The organism is Paraburkholderia sp. RCC_158, assembly GCF_041355255.1.
Lineage (GTDB): Bacteria > Pseudomonadota > Gammaproteobacteria > Burkholderiales > Burkholderiaceae > Paraburkholderia > Paraburkholderia graminis.
Genome location: NZ_JBFUPM010000019.1, coordinates 105,914 through 122,947, shown reverse-complemented (window position 1 = coordinate 122,947; position 17,034 = coordinate 105,914). Strand labels below are relative to the sequence as shown.

At 58.0% G+C, this 17,034-nt stretch carries 16 protein-coding genes; 9 read left to right on the top strand and 7 right to left on the bottom strand.

Annotated elements, in window-relative coordinates; all coding sequences use genetic code 11:
• Positions 1-553 precede the first annotated feature (553 nt).
• The gene (locus tag AB6809_RS28235; protein WP_371027661.1) at positions 554-1,255 is read right to left on the bottom strand and encodes a glutathione S-transferase family protein; all 702 of its coding nucleotides are present in this window, start codon (positions 1,253-1,255) and stop codon (positions 554-556) included.
• Between the two features lie 199 nt (positions 1,256-1,454).
• Here AB6809_RS28235 and AB6809_RS28230 point away from each other — a divergent pair, with 199 nt between their 5' ends.
• The 6 genes from AB6809_RS28230 to AB6809_RS28205 all read left to right on the top strand — a co-directional run bounded on the left by AB6809_RS28230 (position 1,455) and on the right by AB6809_RS28205 (position 8,388).
• Positions 1,455-2,030, top strand: a complete 576-nt coding sequence (locus AB6809_RS28230) for a TetR/AcrR family transcriptional regulator (protein ID WP_371027660.1) — start codon at positions 1,455-1,457, stop codon at positions 2,028-2,030.
• A 452-nt stretch (positions 2,031-2,482) separates the two neighbouring features.
• Positions 2,483-3,178 (top strand): translesion DNA synthesis-associated protein ImuA, encoded by a 696-nt coding sequence (imuA, locus tag AB6809_RS28225; protein ID WP_371027665.1) that lies wholly within the window; start codon positions 2,483-2,485, stop codon positions 3,176-3,178.
• The gene (locus AB6809_RS28220; RefSeq protein WP_371027659.1) at positions 3,108-4,586 is read left to right on the top strand and encodes a DNA polymerase Y family protein; all 1,479 of its coding nucleotides are present in this window, start codon (positions 3,108-3,110) and stop codon (positions 4,584-4,586) included. Before imuA ends, AB6809_RS28220 begins: the two co-directional genes overlap by 71 nt.
• Positions 4,587-4,589: 3 nt before the next feature.
• Complete coding sequence (locus AB6809_RS28215) at positions 4,590-7,736, top strand: error-prone DNA polymerase (RefSeq protein ID WP_371027658.1); 3,147 nt, start codon at positions 4,590-4,592, stop codon at positions 7,734-7,736.
• A gap of 19 nt (positions 7,737-7,755) precedes the next feature.
• Positions 7,756-8,055: a DUF2471 family protein gene (locus AB6809_RS28210; protein WP_371027657.1), complete on the top strand. Its 300-nt coding sequence runs from the start codon at positions 7,756-7,758 to the stop codon at positions 8,053-8,055.
• A gap of 189 nt (positions 8,056-8,244) precedes the next feature.
• Positions 8,245-8,388: a hypothetical protein gene (locus AB6809_RS28205; RefSeq protein WP_371027656.1), complete on the top strand. Its 144-nt coding sequence runs from the start codon at positions 8,245-8,247 to the stop codon at positions 8,386-8,388.
• 120 nt (positions 8,389-8,508) lie between these two features.
• Here the strand turns inward: AB6809_RS28205 and AB6809_RS28200 are convergent, their stop codons facing one another.
• Entirely contained in the window at positions 8,509-9,126 is a 618-nt protein-coding gene (locus tag AB6809_RS28200) for a hypothetical protein (RefSeq protein ID WP_371027655.1), read from the bottom strand.
• 341 nt (positions 9,127-9,467) lie between these two features.
• On the opposite strand from AB6809_RS28200, the gene AB6809_RS28195 reads away from it, so the two are divergent.
• Both AB6809_RS28195 and AB6809_RS28190 read left to right on the top strand, forming a co-directional pair.
• Positions 9,468-10,541, top strand: coding sequence for a DUF6708 domain-containing protein (locus AB6809_RS28195; protein WP_371027654.1), 1,074 nt, complete (start codon positions 9,468-9,470; stop codon positions 10,539-10,541).
• Between the two features lie 212 nt (positions 10,542-10,753).
• Complete coding sequence (locus tag AB6809_RS28190; RefSeq protein ID WP_371027653.1) at positions 10,754-11,290, top strand: hypothetical protein; 537 nt, start codon at positions 10,754-10,756, stop codon at positions 11,288-11,290.
• A 482-nt stretch (positions 11,291-11,772) separates the two neighbouring features.
• Here the strand turns inward: AB6809_RS28190 and AB6809_RS28185 are convergent, their stop codons facing one another.
• The 5 genes from AB6809_RS28185 to AB6809_RS28165 all read right to left on the bottom strand — a co-directional run bounded on the left by AB6809_RS28185 (position 11,773) and on the right by AB6809_RS28165 (position 16,445).
• Positions 11,773-12,891 (bottom strand): hypothetical protein, encoded by a 1,119-nt coding sequence (locus AB6809_RS28185; RefSeq protein WP_371027652.1) that lies wholly within the window; start codon positions 12,889-12,891, stop codon positions 11,773-11,775.
• A gap of 364 nt (positions 12,892-13,255) precedes the next feature.
• Entirely contained in the window at positions 13,256-13,567 is a 312-nt protein-coding gene (locus AB6809_RS28180) for a hypothetical protein (protein WP_371027651.1), read from the bottom strand.
• Between the two features lie 474 nt (positions 13,568-14,041).
• Positions 14,042-14,704, bottom strand: a complete 663-nt coding sequence (locus AB6809_RS28175; RefSeq protein WP_371027650.1) for a hypothetical protein — start codon at positions 14,702-14,704, stop codon at positions 14,042-14,044.
• Between the two features lie 372 nt (positions 14,705-15,076).
• On the bottom strand, positions 15,077-15,526 hold the full coding sequence (locus AB6809_RS28170; protein ID WP_371027649.1) for a hypothetical protein: 450 nt from the start codon (positions 15,524-15,526) through the stop codon (positions 15,077-15,079).
• A 49-nt stretch (positions 15,527-15,575) separates the two neighbouring features.
• Positions 15,576-16,445, bottom strand: a complete 870-nt coding sequence (locus AB6809_RS28165) for a hypothetical protein (protein ID WP_371027648.1) — start codon at positions 16,443-16,445, stop codon at positions 15,576-15,578.
• Positions 16,446-16,642: 197 nt separating this feature from the next.
• Between AB6809_RS28165 and AB6809_RS28160 the strand changes: the two genes are divergently transcribed.
• Positions 16,643-17,026, top strand: coding sequence for a hypothetical protein (locus AB6809_RS28160; RefSeq protein ID WP_371027647.1), 384 nt, complete (start codon positions 16,643-16,645; stop codon positions 17,024-17,026).
• Positions 17,027-17,034: the final 8 nt, after the last annotated feature.

Sequence of the window (17,034 nt, the reverse complement as noted above, 5' to 3'; positions counted from 1 at the left end):
GGAGCGTCAGTTCATTGCGCCGATAGATGTCAGCCATGAAACCGATTCTCTCGTCGGCATCACTTTGCATTCGTCGCTTTTTTGCGCCGCGCTGGTCCCATACCGACCCGAAGCGCACCTTCGCGATTCTCGATAGCGGCCATTGAATCTGCCATTACACGTCGCACTTGCGAAAGTTGATTCGGTCGCCGCGACGGCGGACAAATGCCAGGATTTGCGGAACGCTGGCCTGTCTGTCGATATCCACATAATTCACAAGAAGCTAACGTTGTTCATTTGATCTGACATTTGTCCCGACCTTTAACGGCCCCATCGATAGCACCGGTGAGAGCACTCAGTTGTGAGTGTCAGGAGGCGGCCGGGAGCGTAGAGGGCAGCCGTCCACCAAAGAGACAGGCCGACTCGGTTGCGCTGGAAGAGCAAAACGCCCGCAGCGAAGGCTTGCGGGCGTTTTATGTCATCTACCGGTTTTGCCCGGTCAAGAGCAATACATCGAAGCGGCGAGAAGTAGAGTGTTGAACTTCAGCGGGACGTTGCAACTGTTCTCCGGCGTTCACACCGTGGCGTTGTCGAGCTCCGGAATGCCACTTTGGCGGTCGGCGTAGGCGGCCTTGAAGCTCGGGCGTTGTTGCCAACGCTTCCAGTAGGCATCAAGAAATTCGAAACGCTCGTCGAGCGGAGTGGCGTTCACCGGGAACTTCGAGAACGCTATTGCGGTTGCCAGCGTGATGTCTGCGAAGGTCGGTTCCTGGCCGCCGAGCAGCCATTCGCGCCCGTCTGACAGATGCTTGTTGACCAGCGCGGCGTGGGCCAATGCTTCCTTGCGGCAATGCTCGCCCCATGCCTCATTCTTCGTCAGTTCGAGCTTGAAGCCCAGCCCAGCGTGCAACACATGGAAGGCGGTGACGATCCGGTACAGGATGTGTACCCAGATGCGGTTGTCCCACATGTTGTCCAAGCCCTGCTCTAGCGGGGTCTCGCCCATGATCTTGCGACCCGGATAGCTCTGGTCCAGGTATCGAACGACGGCAGCTGTTTCTGAAATAAAGCTACCGTCAGCAAGCTGAAGCGTCGGCGTTTCGCCCCACGGATTCATCTTCAGGTGACGCCACCCGCGCTGTTCGCCGACCGGCGTCATGTCGTAGATGGTCTCGTCAAACTGCGCGGCAATGCCCTTTTCATACATGAACAGCCGCAGGCGTTGCGGGTTGGGGAAGGCCGAAGGCGAAGTGAAGAGTTGAAGTTTCGAAGACATGGTGCGGCTCCTAAAGATTCGAAAAGAGTCTTTGCTGCCGCAGTTATCTACCTGCCACACGGTAGTCTCGCAGCGATTAAAAAAACCAACTGACGTTGGTGTGGCCCTTCAACCAAGTAAATCTACCTGTCACTTGGTAGGTTGCAATTTATCGGATAGAATTCGACCTGTCAACACTATTTTACTGAGGGGTCTTGCTGTGAAAAGTGACGGTGGCTCGAATTCAAGAGAGCAAATCCTCGCTGCCGCGACCAGGGTCGCCGGCGCGCACGGCTACGGCGGCCTGAATTTTCGTGACATCGCGGCAGAAGTCGGCATCAAAGCTGCCAGCGTCTATCATCACTTTCCCTCCAAGGCCGACCTGGGAGCCGAGGTGGCGAAACGCTATTGCGAGCAGTTCTCCGCGATGCTTGCCGCCAGACTGGCCGCGTCGGGCGACCCGATCGTATGTTTGCGCGAATACCCTGATACCTTCCGGTCGGCGCTTCAGAATGACAATCGCATGTGCTTGTGCAGTTTCATGGCTGCCGAGTACGACGACCTGCCAGACACAGTGAAGAAGGAAGTTCAGACGTTCGCCGATGTCAACATCAGTTGGCTGGCGAAAGTGCTTATCGCAGCCGGCGGGGTGGCAAAAGAAGAGAGTGAAGAACGGGCTCGCGCCATCTATGCGGCTATTGCTGGCGCTCAGCTCATGGCGAGAAGCCGTTCTGACATCACGATTTATGATTCGCTAGTCCGGAACTACCGTAAGGCCGGCCTTCTCCCGAGCTAGGGTACCTGGCACCGTCGAGACAAGCGCAAGCTGTCAGAGCGCAATTACCGGAGGAGCACGCGCGAGTAGCAAACGGCGCCAATGCGTCGGCATCCGTTACTTCGATGCCGAATGCAAGTAGGTCGTTCAGACAGATATTGCATTGCTAACAATCTATGCGGCCCCGTCGGACGTCTCAAAATGGCCGACTGCCGCCTCCCCAGCTTCTATTGACGGCCCGTGGTTCAAAGAAACCCGCATTTGCTCGACGCACTGACACCCCAACGCTGCGGCGCCGCATGGCGATGGATCTCGGCGGCTCATCCGCGATATTGAAATCTTGCGCTAGAATAGCTGTATATTTATACAGTATGTTTTGGAGCTTGATTGTGAATCGGACTTGCATGGCCGCTCAGCAGATACGCGCCCCCTATGAACGGGCGCACTCCATCGATACTTTCCTCGACTCAACTATGTATTCGGGGGCGGGGGGAATAAATCTGTGGCGCGGCAATCAGCTGGCGCGCGCACGATCGCGCGTCATTGATTGCGGCGACGAGAGCCTCGCGCGGGAATTGCCTGGCGGTGGCTGGCCACGCGGCGCACTGACCGATCTGCTTGTGCAGCAGACAGGCTGCGGCGAATTACGGCTGCTTCGCGCTGCATTCGAGCAGTTGTCGTCGAGGCCTGTCGCCATGCTGCAGCCGCCTCATGACCTTCAGCCGACGGCTCTTGCCTGGTGGGGACTCGATCCTTCGAATGTAATGACGGTCAAGGCGCCCCGCACGGCCGACGCGCTGTGGGCCGCGGAGCAGATTCTGCGCGCAGGCACATGCGGTGCTCTGCTTTTCTGGCAGAACCACGTGCGACCCGAATCGCTGCGCCGACTGCATCTTGCTGCACAGGCGTCCGACTCGCTCTTTTTCATGTTGCGACCGCTTGCGACGACGCGCGACGCCTCGCCGGCGCCGCTTCGGCTTGCGGTCCGGGCCGCGAAGGACGGCGTCGATATCCAGTTCATCAAACGCCGCGGCCCCGCACGCGATGAGCCGCTCTTCGTCCCGTTGACGCCCTCCCCGATTCTCAACGTAAAACGCAATGCAACTGTGGTTAGGCGTCCATCTCCCGGCGCTGTGCCTCGAAGTGTTCCGGCCGAAGTGGTCGCGTGAAACCTTGGGCACAGCCAACGGTATTGCCGTGCTCGAGAAAGAGCGCGTCATCGCCATGGACGCGCGGGCGCGCGAGGCCGGCGTCTGTATGGGCATGCGCCGCGGCGGCGTACTCACACTTGCCCCCGCTACCGTCATGCATGAGCGCGACAGCGCGGCCGAGGTCAATACGGTGCGCGAGGTCGCCACAGGCCTGTTGAATCTTTCGCCGCAAGTGGTCATCGCTGAGGAAAGTACTGTGCTCGTCGACGTGTCAGCAAGCCTGCGACTCTTTGGGGGCATCCGCTCGTTGCGCCGCATGGCGCGCCGGGTCGCGGATGCGATCGGCATGACCGCGACCGTCAGCGTTGCACCAACGGGACAGGCGGCATGGTTGCTCGCGCGCGCTCGCGGCGGTGCGGCGCTGTCGCACGATTCCCTTCACCGTACGCTGGCCGGATTACCGGTGGGCCTGCCGCCTCCCGCGCGTCGCCATATGGACTGGCTTACTGGCATTGGCTGCGAAACGGTTGGACAACTGATGCGACTGCCGCGCGCAGGTTTGAAGAAGCGTTGCGGGACAGCGTTGCTGGATGTGCTCGACCGCGCCAATGGAGATGCACCCGAAGTGTATGAATGGTTTGAGACGCCGCCGACCTTTCAGGCGCGCGTGGAACTGCCGGATCGCATCGAGCACGCCGAGGCCTGCCTGTTCGCGGCGCGTCGGCTCGTGGTTCAACTAACCGGCTGGCTGTCGCAGAAGCAGCTTGCCGTGACGCGCATCGTTCTGCTGCTCGAGCACGAACGCGGCCGCGATGCAATTGAGCCGACCAGCATCGAAGTCTCGCTCGCGGAGCCGACGTGGCGCGAGGATCACCTCTTACGGCTGCTCAAGGAAAGGCTTGCGCGCGTGGAGCTTTCCGCGGCGGTCATTGCCCTGCAACTGGTTGTACAGGAAGTGAAGGAGGCGGAAGCGGCGTCCGATTCGCTCTTTCCAGAGCCGGGCGGTACCGCGTCCGATCACGCGCGGCTACTCGAACTGCTGGTAGCGCGCCTCGGCGCGGAAAACGTGTTGCGCCCGGCGCCGGTTGCTGACCACCGGCCGGAAGTCGCCGCGCGATGGGTGTCCGTGACGGACAACAAAACGAAGTACGTGCCGCCGGCGAGCGATACGCCGCGTCCGACATGGTTGCTGGAACAGCCGCTGAAGCTCCTGATGCGGGGCGAACGGCCCTTCTATGGCACGCCGCTGCGCACGGTGTCGTCTGGCGAGCGTGTTGAGGCGGGGTGGTTCCAGGGCGAGCCGGTCACGCGCGACTACTTCGTCGCGGAAGCCGACGATCACATCTGCTACTGGATCTTCCGGGAACGCATAGGCGCGGTCGACGACGATGAGCCCCGCTGGTATCTGCATGGTCTCTTCGGATAAGCCATGTCGTATCCGTCGTTCGGCCTGCCCGGCTATGCCGAGTTGCAGTGCTTTTCCAACTTCACGTTCCTTCACGGCGCGTCACATGCCGAGGAACTGGCCGCGCGCGCGGCGCAACTGGGTTATGAGGCGATCGCTGTCACCGACGAATGCTCGCTCGCTGGCATCGTGCGCGCGCACGTCGCGGCGAAAGAGGCGGGCATCAAGCTGCTCGTCGGCGCTCATTTCCGGCTGACGAACTCGGACGGCTGCCCTGCCCTTGCCTTCACGGCGATCGCACAGAATCGCGACGGGTACGGCAACCTGTCCGAACTGATTACGCTCGCGCGCACGCGCACGGCCAAGGGCTCGTACCTGCTCTATCCGCACGATCTCGACCATCCGGACCCGCCATATGCGCACCTGCGCGCCCTGCCCGATTGCTTGATCATCCTGACGCCCGATTTCCCAGCGAAGGAAACGCGACTCGACGCGCAGGCCGAATGGGCAGCACGCACGTTTGGCGACAATCGTTGCTGGATGGGCCTGACCTTGCACGCGCGGGCGCTGGATGACATTCACCGCAATGTCGTGCTCGACGTCGCCGAGCGACATGGTCTGAACGTCGTCGCGACAGGTCAGGTGCTCATCCACGTGCGGTCGCGCAAGCCTCTGCAGGACACGCTCACCGCCATCCGGCTTAACCGCCCGGTCACTGAATGCGGCTTTGAACTCGCGCCCAACGCCGAACAGCATCTGCGCTCGCGTTTGCGGCTTGCCAATGTCTATCCAGCGGAGGCGCTCGCGCAGACGTTGAACATCGCCAACCGGTGCTCGTTCGCGCTGGACGAACTGCGCTATGAATACCCGGACGAACTGGTGCCGCCCGGCACGACGCCAACCGCCTACCTGCGCCGCGAAACCTATCTAGGGGCGCAGCGCCGCTATCCACGCGGCATTCCGCACAACGTGCAAGTGCAGATCGAGCACGAACTCGCGCTGATTTCGGACCTGAAATACGAGCCGTATTTCCTGACGGTGTACGACATCGTGCGCTTCGCGCGCAACGAGGGCATCCTGTGCCAGGGGCGTGGATCCGCCGCCAATAGCGCGGTCTGCTACGTTCTGGGCGTGACGGAAGTCGACCCTGCCCGCAGCAGCATGCTGTTCGAGCGGTTCATCTCAAAGGAGCGGGGCGAACCACCGGACATCGACGTGGACTTCGAGCACCAGCGTCGGGAAGAAGTCATCCAGTACATCTACCGGAAATACTCGCGCACACGCGCGGCGCTCGCGGCCGCAGTGACGACCTACCGGCCCCGCTCTGCGATCCGCGATTCAGGCAAGGCGCTGGGCATCGACCCTGTCATCGTTGACCGCGTCGCCAAGGAACATCACTGGTTCGATTCGAGCGCGGATTTGATACGGCGATTCGTGGACAGTGGCCTCGATCCCGAGACGCCGATGATCCAGCAGTGGGCAACGCTTGCCGCGCAGCTGCTCGGCTTCCCGCGTCATCTGTCGCAGCACACGGGCGGCTTCGTGATCGCGCGCGGCAAGCTGTCCCGTCTCGTGCCGGTCGAGAACGCGTCGATGCCAGATCGCACCGTGATCCAGTGGGACAAGGACGATCTGGAAGCGCTCGGCCTGCTGAAGATCGACGTGCTCGCACTTGGCATGCTGTCGGCGATCCGCCGCGCGCTCGAGCTCGTATCGCAGCAGCGCGGCGAGCCGTTCGAAATGCAGGACATCCCGCCCGAGGACGAAGCGACTTACGACATGATCTGCGCGGCTGACACTGTCGGCGTGTTCCAGATTGAATCGCGTGCGCAGATGAGCATGTTGCCCCGTCTCAAACCACGCGAGTTCTACGATCTCGTGATCGAGGTTGCGATCGTGCGGCCGGGCCCGGTGCAGGGCGGCATGGTGCATCCGTATCTGCGCCGGCGTCAGGGCATTGAGCCCGTCTCTTACCCGAGCCCCGACGTCGAGCAGGCGCTGAAACGCACCCTCGGCGTGCCGATCTTTCAGGAGCAGGTCATGCAGGTCGCGATGCTCGCGGCGGGTTTCAGCGCCGGTGAAGCCGATCAGCTGCGCCGCGCAATGGCGGCATGGAAGCGCAAGGGCGGCCTGCAGCACTACCACGACCGGATCGTCGAAGGCATGCTTCAGCGCGGCTACGACCGCGAGTTCGCCGAGTCCATCTTTGCGCAGATCCAGGGCTTCGGCGAGTACGGCTTTCCTGAAAGTCACGCGGCAAGCTTCGCCCTTCTCGTCTATGCAAGCTGCTGGCTCAAGCGTCATGAACCCGCGGCGTTCCTTTGCGCAATGCTCAACAGCCAGCCGATGGGCTTCTACTCGCCGTCGCAGCTTGTGCAGGACGCAAAGCGCCACGGCGTTGGCGTGCTGCCGGTCGATGTGACCATCAGCGGATGGCATTCGGCTATGGAAGGCGATGGCGGTATGGCGCCCGTGCGGCTCGGCTTGTCCGTCGTTCGCGGCATGCGTGAGGAAACAGCTCGGCGCATTGAGGCGGCACGCGCGGTCAGGCCGTTTCGCGATGTCGCCGATCTTGCCAACCGCGCACAGCTCGACCGCCACGACCTGCAGGTGCTGGCGGCAGCGAACGCGCTCAAGCTGCTTTCCGGGGACCGCAGACAGGCGTTGTGGGCGGCAGTCGCCGCGGTGCCCGACAAGGATCTGTTACGTGCAACGACACGCGAGGAAGAGGCGCCGGCATTGACGGCCCCGACGGAAGGACAGGATCTGATCGCAGACTACCGCTCGACAGGCCTCACGCTCGGCCGTCACCCGCTTGCGTTGCTACGCGAAAAGCTGCTGTCCATGCGGCTGATGCCTGCCGAAGCGCTGATGCGCTATCGCAATGGACAGCTCGCGCGCGGATGCGGGATTGTGACCGTGCGGCAGCGGCCCGGCACCGCGAACGGCGTGATGTTCATGACGCTGGAGGACGAGACGGGGTCGGTCAATGTCATCGTCTGGCAGTCGGTGCTCGAGCGGCAACGTCGCGAGGCGCTCGGCGCATCGCTTCTTGCTGTGTATGGTGTGTGGCAACGCGAAGGCGACGTGACGCACCTCGTCGCGCAACGGCTCGTCGACGTGTCGCATCTGCTTGGCGAACTGCCGACGGCGAGCCGAAATTTTCACTGAAACAACGAGGAAAGAAACGATGACGAACTACAACGTCCTGTTCGACGCGCAGGCGGCCGCTGAGGAAGTCATACCGCGGGTTGTCGAGCGTCATCGCTCGAAAGGAATCCTGACCTGGAAGCTGCTTCATCAGATGGAAGAGGAGGTGCTGGCCGAGGTAACGGCCGGTGGAAAGTTCAGTGACCGGTTGCTGCAGATGATCTGTGCGCCTGCTGTGCTGGAATATCCGAACGACGACCGGCCCGCGTCGTTTGAGGGGCACGATTTTGTGCCGATTATCTTTGGCGCGCTGGATCGGGCCTGGCGGCAGGTCCACTAACGGCGAGACGCAAGAGTGCACCGGCGGTACCGTCTGACCGCGTAGAGCCCTGTCCTTGACGTCAGGTTTGCCTGCGTTACAAGAGATACACCGACACGCACAGACTAAGAGACGGCAATGATGCATCGCAGACAACCCAAGATATACGCCACCCTTCGCCGGCGATTTTGCCGGGAGGCGCTAGCACGCATGGGCTTCCAGAAAACGAGCACGAGCGGCTCAACACTCGTGAAGCTCGGCGCGATGCGGACGCCGTACGCCACGGCCAGTCCGGATGGCGAATTCTGGCGGGTGACGCCGCTTGTCTCGCCGCGCGTGTGGCGTCCGCGCTAAGTTCCACTTCCGGCTCGCCGCTGATTGCGTCGATTGGCGAGCTTCCCTTGCCGATACAAGCAGTCGTCCAATCCCTACAACGAAGTCTGTTACCAATTCTGACCGCAATGACGCAATCGGCTATATGTTGGTCCTGAAGAAGTCCCCATCTGGAACAACGTAGCCGGAACTGGATTTCACGTAACCGAAGAAGAATCCAAACGCTTTGTCTTTGGCAATGTCGCTAGGCGAGAATGTTTCCGGCGTAAATACCACAGCCGCTGATTGCTCAATTATCCCTACATGAATGAAAGCTGCAGTGATGAGCTCGGAGCAAAAATAAACTCCTCGGTTACTCGAAACTTCTACCGTCGTTCCCTCAAAGTAGCCATGAACTCGCTCCATAAGGTCATTTCGATAGCTTTCCTTTCGTCCGGGAAATTTCTTTAAGCCTATCTGATTGAAGCGTTTGCCGATTGCTTGAGCCGCAAATTCCTCCAAAGAGTTCAATCTGGCTTCGTCCCAGAGCTCTCTAGTGTTGAATTCTCTAAGTACCGCGATGTGGTCGTAGTCTTCGAGGAGCCTTCCTGCCGGGACGACCTGCACGCCCTCGTTGGCCGCTTCGAGCACTCGTTCCCCTCGCAAGGCAATCGCTACGTGCGAGTAGCCTGTGCCAATTGCGGTATTCTCTTCAGCAGTCATTGGCGAATAGCACAGCAAAACGTCCCCCGCCTGAATATCTGCGATTTTCAATTCCACAAATTGCTCCTGATTTTAAAATCTGGTATTGGCTGAACCCAGTCCCAACTTCGGCCGGGGCTGTTAACTGATGTTGCCGTCGAAGAGACGGACGCTTAAGGTGGCCAACTCGGACCGCTCTGCTCGATTGTCGACGATTCGCTGGTTAAAGTCGAACGTCCAGCCGGTCCTGAGAGTACGCTGGCGTGAGCCGCACGGCTCTTTGCTGAGAGCGCTCTAAGCGTCCGGCTTGTCGCGCCGTCGCCGCTTTCGTTGCAGAAACTCGAACATGACTCTGTCAGGGCCCTTAAACTGCCCGGCGCGGATAATGGGCATTCAACTGTGCGGTAGGAGGCTAAGGTATGGATGAACGTTTGATGAAGAAGTGTATCGGTCTTTCCGTGCCGGAATGGGATATGGCGCACCGCCTCCCAATCGATCGGGTTGTCGGACCGGACATGTGGGACAGCGGCACCGTTTTTCGATTCAACTCGACCTTCATGGACGTGACTGATCAAATGTTTATGGAGAAACAATGGATGATGGGCGCAGCGCTGATTGCCTCTGCAGCGACGCTGTGCTGGCTGATTTTCCTGGTCGTAATCTCACGGGATCCTGAAGCCCCTTTTTATTTGTACATCCTCTTTTTGGCAGCGACCGTCGGCTTCGGATATCTCGTCTATTGGGCTGTAAAGAGCAACATGTTTGCGCTGACTCGAAGCCCAATCCGTTTTCACCGGAAAGCACGAAAGTTATTCGCCGTTCGTGGGCGGCGCTACTTCTCGCGGAAAGGCCAAGGTGACCATGTTTGGGAGATTCCTTGGGACGAGAACGAATTATTTTGCCTGCACAAAGAGGTGACGCAATTCGGCACCATCTATCACATCCGGCACTATGCACTCGACGCCGAGGGCAAAGTTGCTCGGGTGTTCTCTATCGGACGGGAGTGGACTGGGAAGCCAGAGATCGAAATTCTGCTAGCGCAATGGAACTATTGGTGCACCTTCATGAACGAAGGACCGCAAGCGCTGCCCAAGCCTATGCTTTTTCATACGGAGCACGAAACGCCGCGGGAAACGTTCCTGTATTCGCTCTATGGTTTCGGGCTCACCGGATCGCTCTTCTGGCGGCTTATTACATTACCGCTGGTGCTGATCTTTACGCCATTGCGGATGCTTGCTATTGCCACATCCCGGGCACCTATCTGGCCGGAGTCGATCGAGGCAATCAGTCAGATCGATCCAAATGATGCGTACGCCGAGCCGCGAAAGGGCACTCCAGTCGGTTGGGCAGAGACCGTTCTGGCGCAACAGCGCAAAGAATATCCGGACGCGCCGCAACGCAGAACAGAGGGATGGTCTGGCGTAAAGGACGGTGTGGAGAACGCTAAGCAGTGGGCCCGTGATCAGCCGCCGAAGCACTTGGCGGGCGATTGACTGCGGATTCTATTGAAGAAGCGTTCATACTTTGCCCGATGCGATTGAAGAAGTCGAGCGTATGTCGACCGGCCGCTGTTGGCGGCACCGTTGCCGCACCGCGGTGCGGGGCGATCTTTTCATACTCCAACTGCAGTGTCCGGCTAGGAACGCGACAAGTGGGCTGGAACCTCCCTTGCTCAGCGTTCATTGTCGCTAACGGGAGAAAGGTCATGTGCTACGGAAATCCCGACGAACTCCTGCAGCTTGTTATCGGCAGGCACGCCCTTCCTAAGAATGATCTGGGCCACACGCCGCTCGACGATTTCGAGCATTTCTGCGCGTACACCGGTTGCAACGAGCAGGAACTTGGTCCGCGAGCCTTTGCTTTCATCAGGCTGGCGTATGTGACCGCAGGGTTAGGCCGTCGCAAGTACGAAAGCGCTGGACTGGACCTCGAACTGCAGAGCGCTTGCGCGGATATAGGCATGCTGCTACGCGACCGCCCCCCAGGCACGACCGCAGACATCACCAGCGACGCAGTGTTGTACTGGGACGCCGGGAAGCTTTGTGGCGCAAGCCTGTCCCTCGACGAGGCGTCCGTCGTAGCTTTTCCTGTCGACCCCGAAGAGTTCCTGCCGGAGGTCCGGGTGGCGGTCACGAACTGGCTCGGGCGGCCAACCTTCAGTTACCGCCCTTCCCTTTTGGAGTGGCTGGAAGATCCGCAGCCGGCAGATCGGCGATCGCGAGTACCGTCCGGGCGAGAATGACGAGAGCTTTGCTATGTAAAGATATCTCGAGAGCGGTCGACATGTCCGGTCGTGAGAAACAAGCGCTAATGTCTGGTTAGATTCCGTGCGAGCCACTTCTCATAGGGGTCCTCCATGAAGAAACATGTCGGTATCACGCGTGGCTGCGGGATCTTTCGAACAAGGGCACCTATGAGGGCATCGACAGCTTGTTCGCAGAGACGAGGCCAAGCTGCCCGAAATTGGGCGCAGTCTGGCGCCGGAAAACGTTGTCGGCCATAGTGAACTCGATGAGGCTGCGGAGCTCTTGTTTCGCCCTGGTTGACGCAACGTTGCCATGAGTCGGCGGCCGCGCCCGACGGGACGGCGGGTGCCGACCCACATGGGACGATCGCACTTCTCGGAAACGGTCGGTCGATTATCGTAGGATGTACTCCACTTTACATTAGGTAAGAGCCCGCCAGTCCTGCATCAGGACAACGAGGGTCCTCGTAACCGTGCCATTATTCGTACGCCACCGTTCCGTTAAACTCACTGGCCGCGGTAGACATGATCAGTTGATTATACTTCCCACCCAGCGGAGAACAATACCTTGCAACAATCGGGCGCCTTGCATCGCTCATTAAAATGTGATCGTCAAACATAGATATCTCAAGAACGTAATTATCCCTGAACTCACGACAGTCAAATTTTACCTTTGCATTTGGATTGTGAAATATATACAAGCCGTCGAGCAGATGTTCTGGCTGATCCTCGCTAACCTCATGAATCTTGTAGTGAGGAAAAGTGTAATCAAATCGAACGTTAATTACGTGAGCTGGATCAACCTGAATTGACTTGCTCAGCGAGGACATCTTTCCCAAAGTGACGGTATTGGAAAAAATGATCGCCGAAACATCCCTCATCCGCTCATTGAAAAATATTCCTAAATCAATTTGCGCACTCCCTCCGGGCTTGGTTACAGTTTTCTTTTGTTCGAAAATATTATTTTCTGGCGAATAGTATTGGCCGTACAGAAGCGCTAGCATTGAGTATATGTACTCTTTGCCATAATTAATCTGATCATAAGATGCCAAGGCTACAACGAATGGCTTATCGACGCTTACCCAAGCGCATTCCTTATAGCCCGGAATCCATTTCCCCTTCCGGTTGAAGTATCCGGTGTATTTATTTAGTTTTTCGCTGATTGAATTGGAGTGCCTAACGATGGCCTCATCGATGAGATTCGAAAATTCAGCATCCGTTTTTATGGGTAATAACATGTTGAAATGATCGTCAAAAGTCCTTTCAGACTCTGGCATTCCTCCCTTTTTTATTTCCGAGACTACCGCCTCCACATAAAATCCGCCGGTACCTTCGACGACAAAATCAGGTCGATTGTATTGGTGAGACAGCGTCACTCCAACCAACTTAAATACCGCATGAAGATAAAATTCCCAAAATGCGGAATGGAAATTCTCCTGAAATTCCCTCGCTATTTTATTGTCTCTATCGCGAAAATCGCTTACCCATCCTTCAATGATCGACTTGGCGCCTCTATAATATGGTTCGTCACGAAGAAGTTTAAATTTTTTGTGCAAATTTTCATCTGAAATCCCATCGATTTTGGCAAAAACGTCCATTCATCAAACTCCGTTCGTTATACACAATCGCTCTAGCTAGTTTTGCGTTCTAGTAAACGTGGCTTATCTGGGACAGATGTCAATCGATCGCCGGCGGCATTTCGACTGTCTATGATTTTAGGCGGCGTCCAGCCACCCGCACGTGCGGCAAAAGCGACTCAGCACGTCTCTGTCGGTCCTCCTATATGTTTCGCCCGCGAATCTCGCGCATGGATTGTCGACGATCTGAGCTGCAATGTCGAAGGACCGCTCATGGCCGCACACGGCAATTTGCCGATCAACCTGATTGAACACGTTCACTACTGAACGCTCGCGCGTCTTCGCGCAGAAAGCTTTTCGATGTGGGAATCTGGAATCTGCAGCACTAGCCCGATGTCTGTGGCATAACGGGGAATTTCCCAATCGTAACGAAGATCTCATCTGAATCTTCACCGGAAACGACATTTGCTCTGGTTGCCTCGCCGGGAAAACGTTGGTCGATTCTATCGCTCCATAGTTGGGCGATGAATACCGCTAGTTCTCTCGCCTTATCAAGAGCGATTCCGTCGAAAATTCCTGTTAGCTCCACCATATTGATCCACGCCTGAGCCTCGCCTCGTTGCATTCCATCGTTTCGATAGCGTTGGTATCTATTCTCATCAAACCATTCTGATAGAACAACAACGCCGTCGAACATGACCATCTCTGGGCAAACAAATGACCCATGCAAATGGCAAAGTCCCCTGGCAAGGAGACAGCTTTAGAAACCGCATGTATGAAGTCTAAAACCGAGAATCGGCTGTCGTTTGCTGCAACGAATTCGTCGTATTTCCAGTTCCCAATCGTCATGTCGCTCTACCATGTAGTCTCACCTGGTCTGGTCGGTCTCTTACGCGTTTGCGAAACGATGCAAGGGGTTTCATCGGGAGATTGCTTTCTGACGGGTTTCACTGCTTTCGAACCGTCGTTTGGCACCTAGCGCCTGCGATTGTCGACGATCTGTCCCGCTCGGTCGAATGGCTGATAGTGGCCAATCAGCGTCCCATGTGGAACGCATAGCCTATTTTCGAGGTGTGGGTTGTGAGTACGCGCCGCTAAGCGGCGCTTCAGCGAGTCCGAGAGCAGTGACAGCGTTTCCTCGATCAACTGTTGTCGCCCTCGTACGAAGCTGTCAAACGTCCATAACCTCGCGCGTGGTCAACATGGTACCGAGGAAATTTGCCACACGAGTCATGACAGAGAGCAGGGCAAATGCCACCTCTGGAGTCCAACGGTCATACAGATAGCAGGAGCTTGCCTCAAAGTATTTGCAGCTCGCACGAGTTCCCGCTCCCGCACCCGGCGGCATGCAGCCGGCCCACAGTTCAAATCCGCCAGACATTCTTGCAGGCATCGTGGAAGTCAAAGAGAATCCGACCAGGGCGCTCCTGCGAAAACGGAAGCTTTCTTCGCGCCAGCGAAAGCCTGCCCACTCTCCGTCTCGGGAGCGGAATACGAATAGATGGCGGCCGTCTTGTACGCCCGGCACCCACCGCTGCAACGTGTGAAAACTGGTGAGTTCAGCAGCGGTCGTCATTGACTCGGCGGACCCTAACGCGCCGACTTCGATTGAGGTGATCCTGCCAAAAACTTTTTTCAAACCCGCATACAAGTCGCCGTTCATGCGTCCGTTTCTGGTCGCCTCCTCATTGAGGTTACCGTTCGTGCTATGTGGCCACAACTCGATATGTTTGAAGAGCGCCTGCTCGCCAAGCAAACCCCATAGACGGTTATCGTCAGGCGACTCCCCGGCGTCCCCCTCACCGATCGGGTAGGGCAGATCTTCGACCGGCATGCGCCGGTCACTGGAACGGGCCGGAACGCGCCACGGTTCAGTTGAATCGGTTGTTCTCATATCACGGATATCGATTGATTGATGTGAGCGATAAGTCTTTTTCTGTCAACCGTCGTATTGCTACGAGTTCTGCAGCGCACTGATAGGCGACCATTCGCCCGCATGTGAACAACAACAGATGACGACGGACGATGCAATCGAGGGGCAACCGATTGCAGCATCGGTCACTCGTGCGACGGCCGCGCTCATTCTCGGGAGCCTTCACGCAAAGCGTCTGCCCGTTTCCTTGGTCGACTACCAGGGGCAGGTTTGTGATTTTCGTTTTCCAGTCATCGCCCACGGCATGCGGCGACTCCTGATTCAGGCGGTCAGTTACATGCTATATGCGATGGAGAGCATCACCATCATGGAACGCGGATCTGCTCGCACCGACAGGGTCCCCCAGTTGAACGCGAACGTATCGACACCGAGCGATGTGGCCGCCGGCGTCGTTTGCGCTTCCTTCATGATCAATCTCACCAGCGTCCTTTTCTCCTGCAGAAGGTCCTGTTCGGTCGCGGACCAGTCCTGCTTGCGAATGCTTCCATCCTTCCAGAGGCAGTCGATGAGCGCAAGGCGGTCCGGATGGAACCGGGCTGTCACGGCGAAGGAGTGTCGCCAGATCATAAGCTCGCTGATGGCGAAACTGTTCCAGCCGTTCCGCGCGTCGAGCGGCTTCCAGTTTGCTTCGATTACGTCCGCAGCCGCTGCCAGGCCCGGCGCGAGCACCAGTCCGTTGCCGGTATCGAGTTCGCCGCTGGAAAAATTGAAAGTGGCGTGCATTAGTGAGTGAATGAAAGAAATTCGTCAACAATGAGGGCGCCGAACATTGCTATTCGCGCGCAATGTCCCTCTGCATCAGGAACTCCCATGTATCGTTCATTAGCAGCGGAAAGCCGTACCATGGAGCCGTCGGAATGCTGCCCAATAACGGTGGTTGAGCGCTAGCGCAAGCCGCGTCGTTTCCGTAGCCCACTAGCTCGGTGACGAGCGAGCTCGCGTTCCGGATGAGGTCATCGGGTGAATAATCCCAGACCGACTTGTCCCCGCTTTGCGCATAGGCTCTCAGGACGCCGCGGCCCACCGACGGCGCATACCACAACACCTCCTTGCTGTAGCCGTCGACGCTGCAGTCGTCCGTGTCGCAATGCTGCTCGCGCAGTTCGGAACTATCAGAATGCGGCGAGCGCTTGGTCCACGCCGTCTTGCGCTCAATGATGAACGTATCGAACGTCCCCGCGCCGACACCTCGTTTCTCTGAGCCAATGACGCGGCTCAGAGATCTAGCCTGATAGGTGTATTGCCATTGAATGTCGTGCCCGAGGCGCGCCGTGAGTACCTCGCTGAACTCGTCGGACCACGTCTTGTCTTTGACAATCGGGAAGACGATCAGCCTTCGTGACCCCTGCCGCGTACCGTTGGTCGGCGTGTAGGTGTCGGACTGCTCTTCGATGGCAGAAGCTCCATGCCCGACGCCGATATCGTAGCTCGCGACACCGGCGGACGAACCCTTGAGCGTCATCGGGAACGTCTGTCCTTTGCCGGTGCTATAGCACCACGTGGTGCCGGGCGGTGGCAAAGTCCGGGCGCGGGCGGACAACTGGGTCGATGCATTGGCAATGGATTGAGCGGCTGCCAGCAGGCAGGCCGCAAACGCGGTGGCAAGAAAGTGTTTGCGCGAGTGCGAGGCTTCGTGAGCCATACATGCAGGATCGTTCTGAAGAAAACGCATCATGCCAGCAAAGCGGCAACAATGGCCTGTTAAGGGGATGGATATGCGCCGTGCATCGGCAACGCTATCGCTTATCGCGCCGAATGCCATAGCCGGTTTTCTGTTTCCGTCATGACATTTTCTGGAAACGTCCTGGTACACTTGCGGCGACGACGGAGAACAAGTGCATGACGACATCTGGCGAACTGTTTGAGCAGGAATTCGAGACCTGGACGCCGGCTCAAGCCAAATCATTCTTTCGTGCTGGCATCGTCGATGACTTTTTTGCGACGAACACGGGCGATGATCTGTGGGTGCTGACGCTGGTTGTGGTTGGCCGTCATGGCCGACAGACTCATGTGCAACTTCGCACCGCGCGTGAGCTTGCTGTTCACAGGGTACGCAAGTTCAAGACCCTCGATGCCGCCGTGCGCGCAGCTGGTGAGATTGGTTTTGACGTCCGGGTCGTCGGCATCGCAAGGTCGGCGAAGACTATGCCGCAAAGAGCCGCCAGGACCGCACCCGGTGAGCGAGCCATTGGGAATCGTCCGATGCTGCCGGATGCCGACTGACCCAAGGC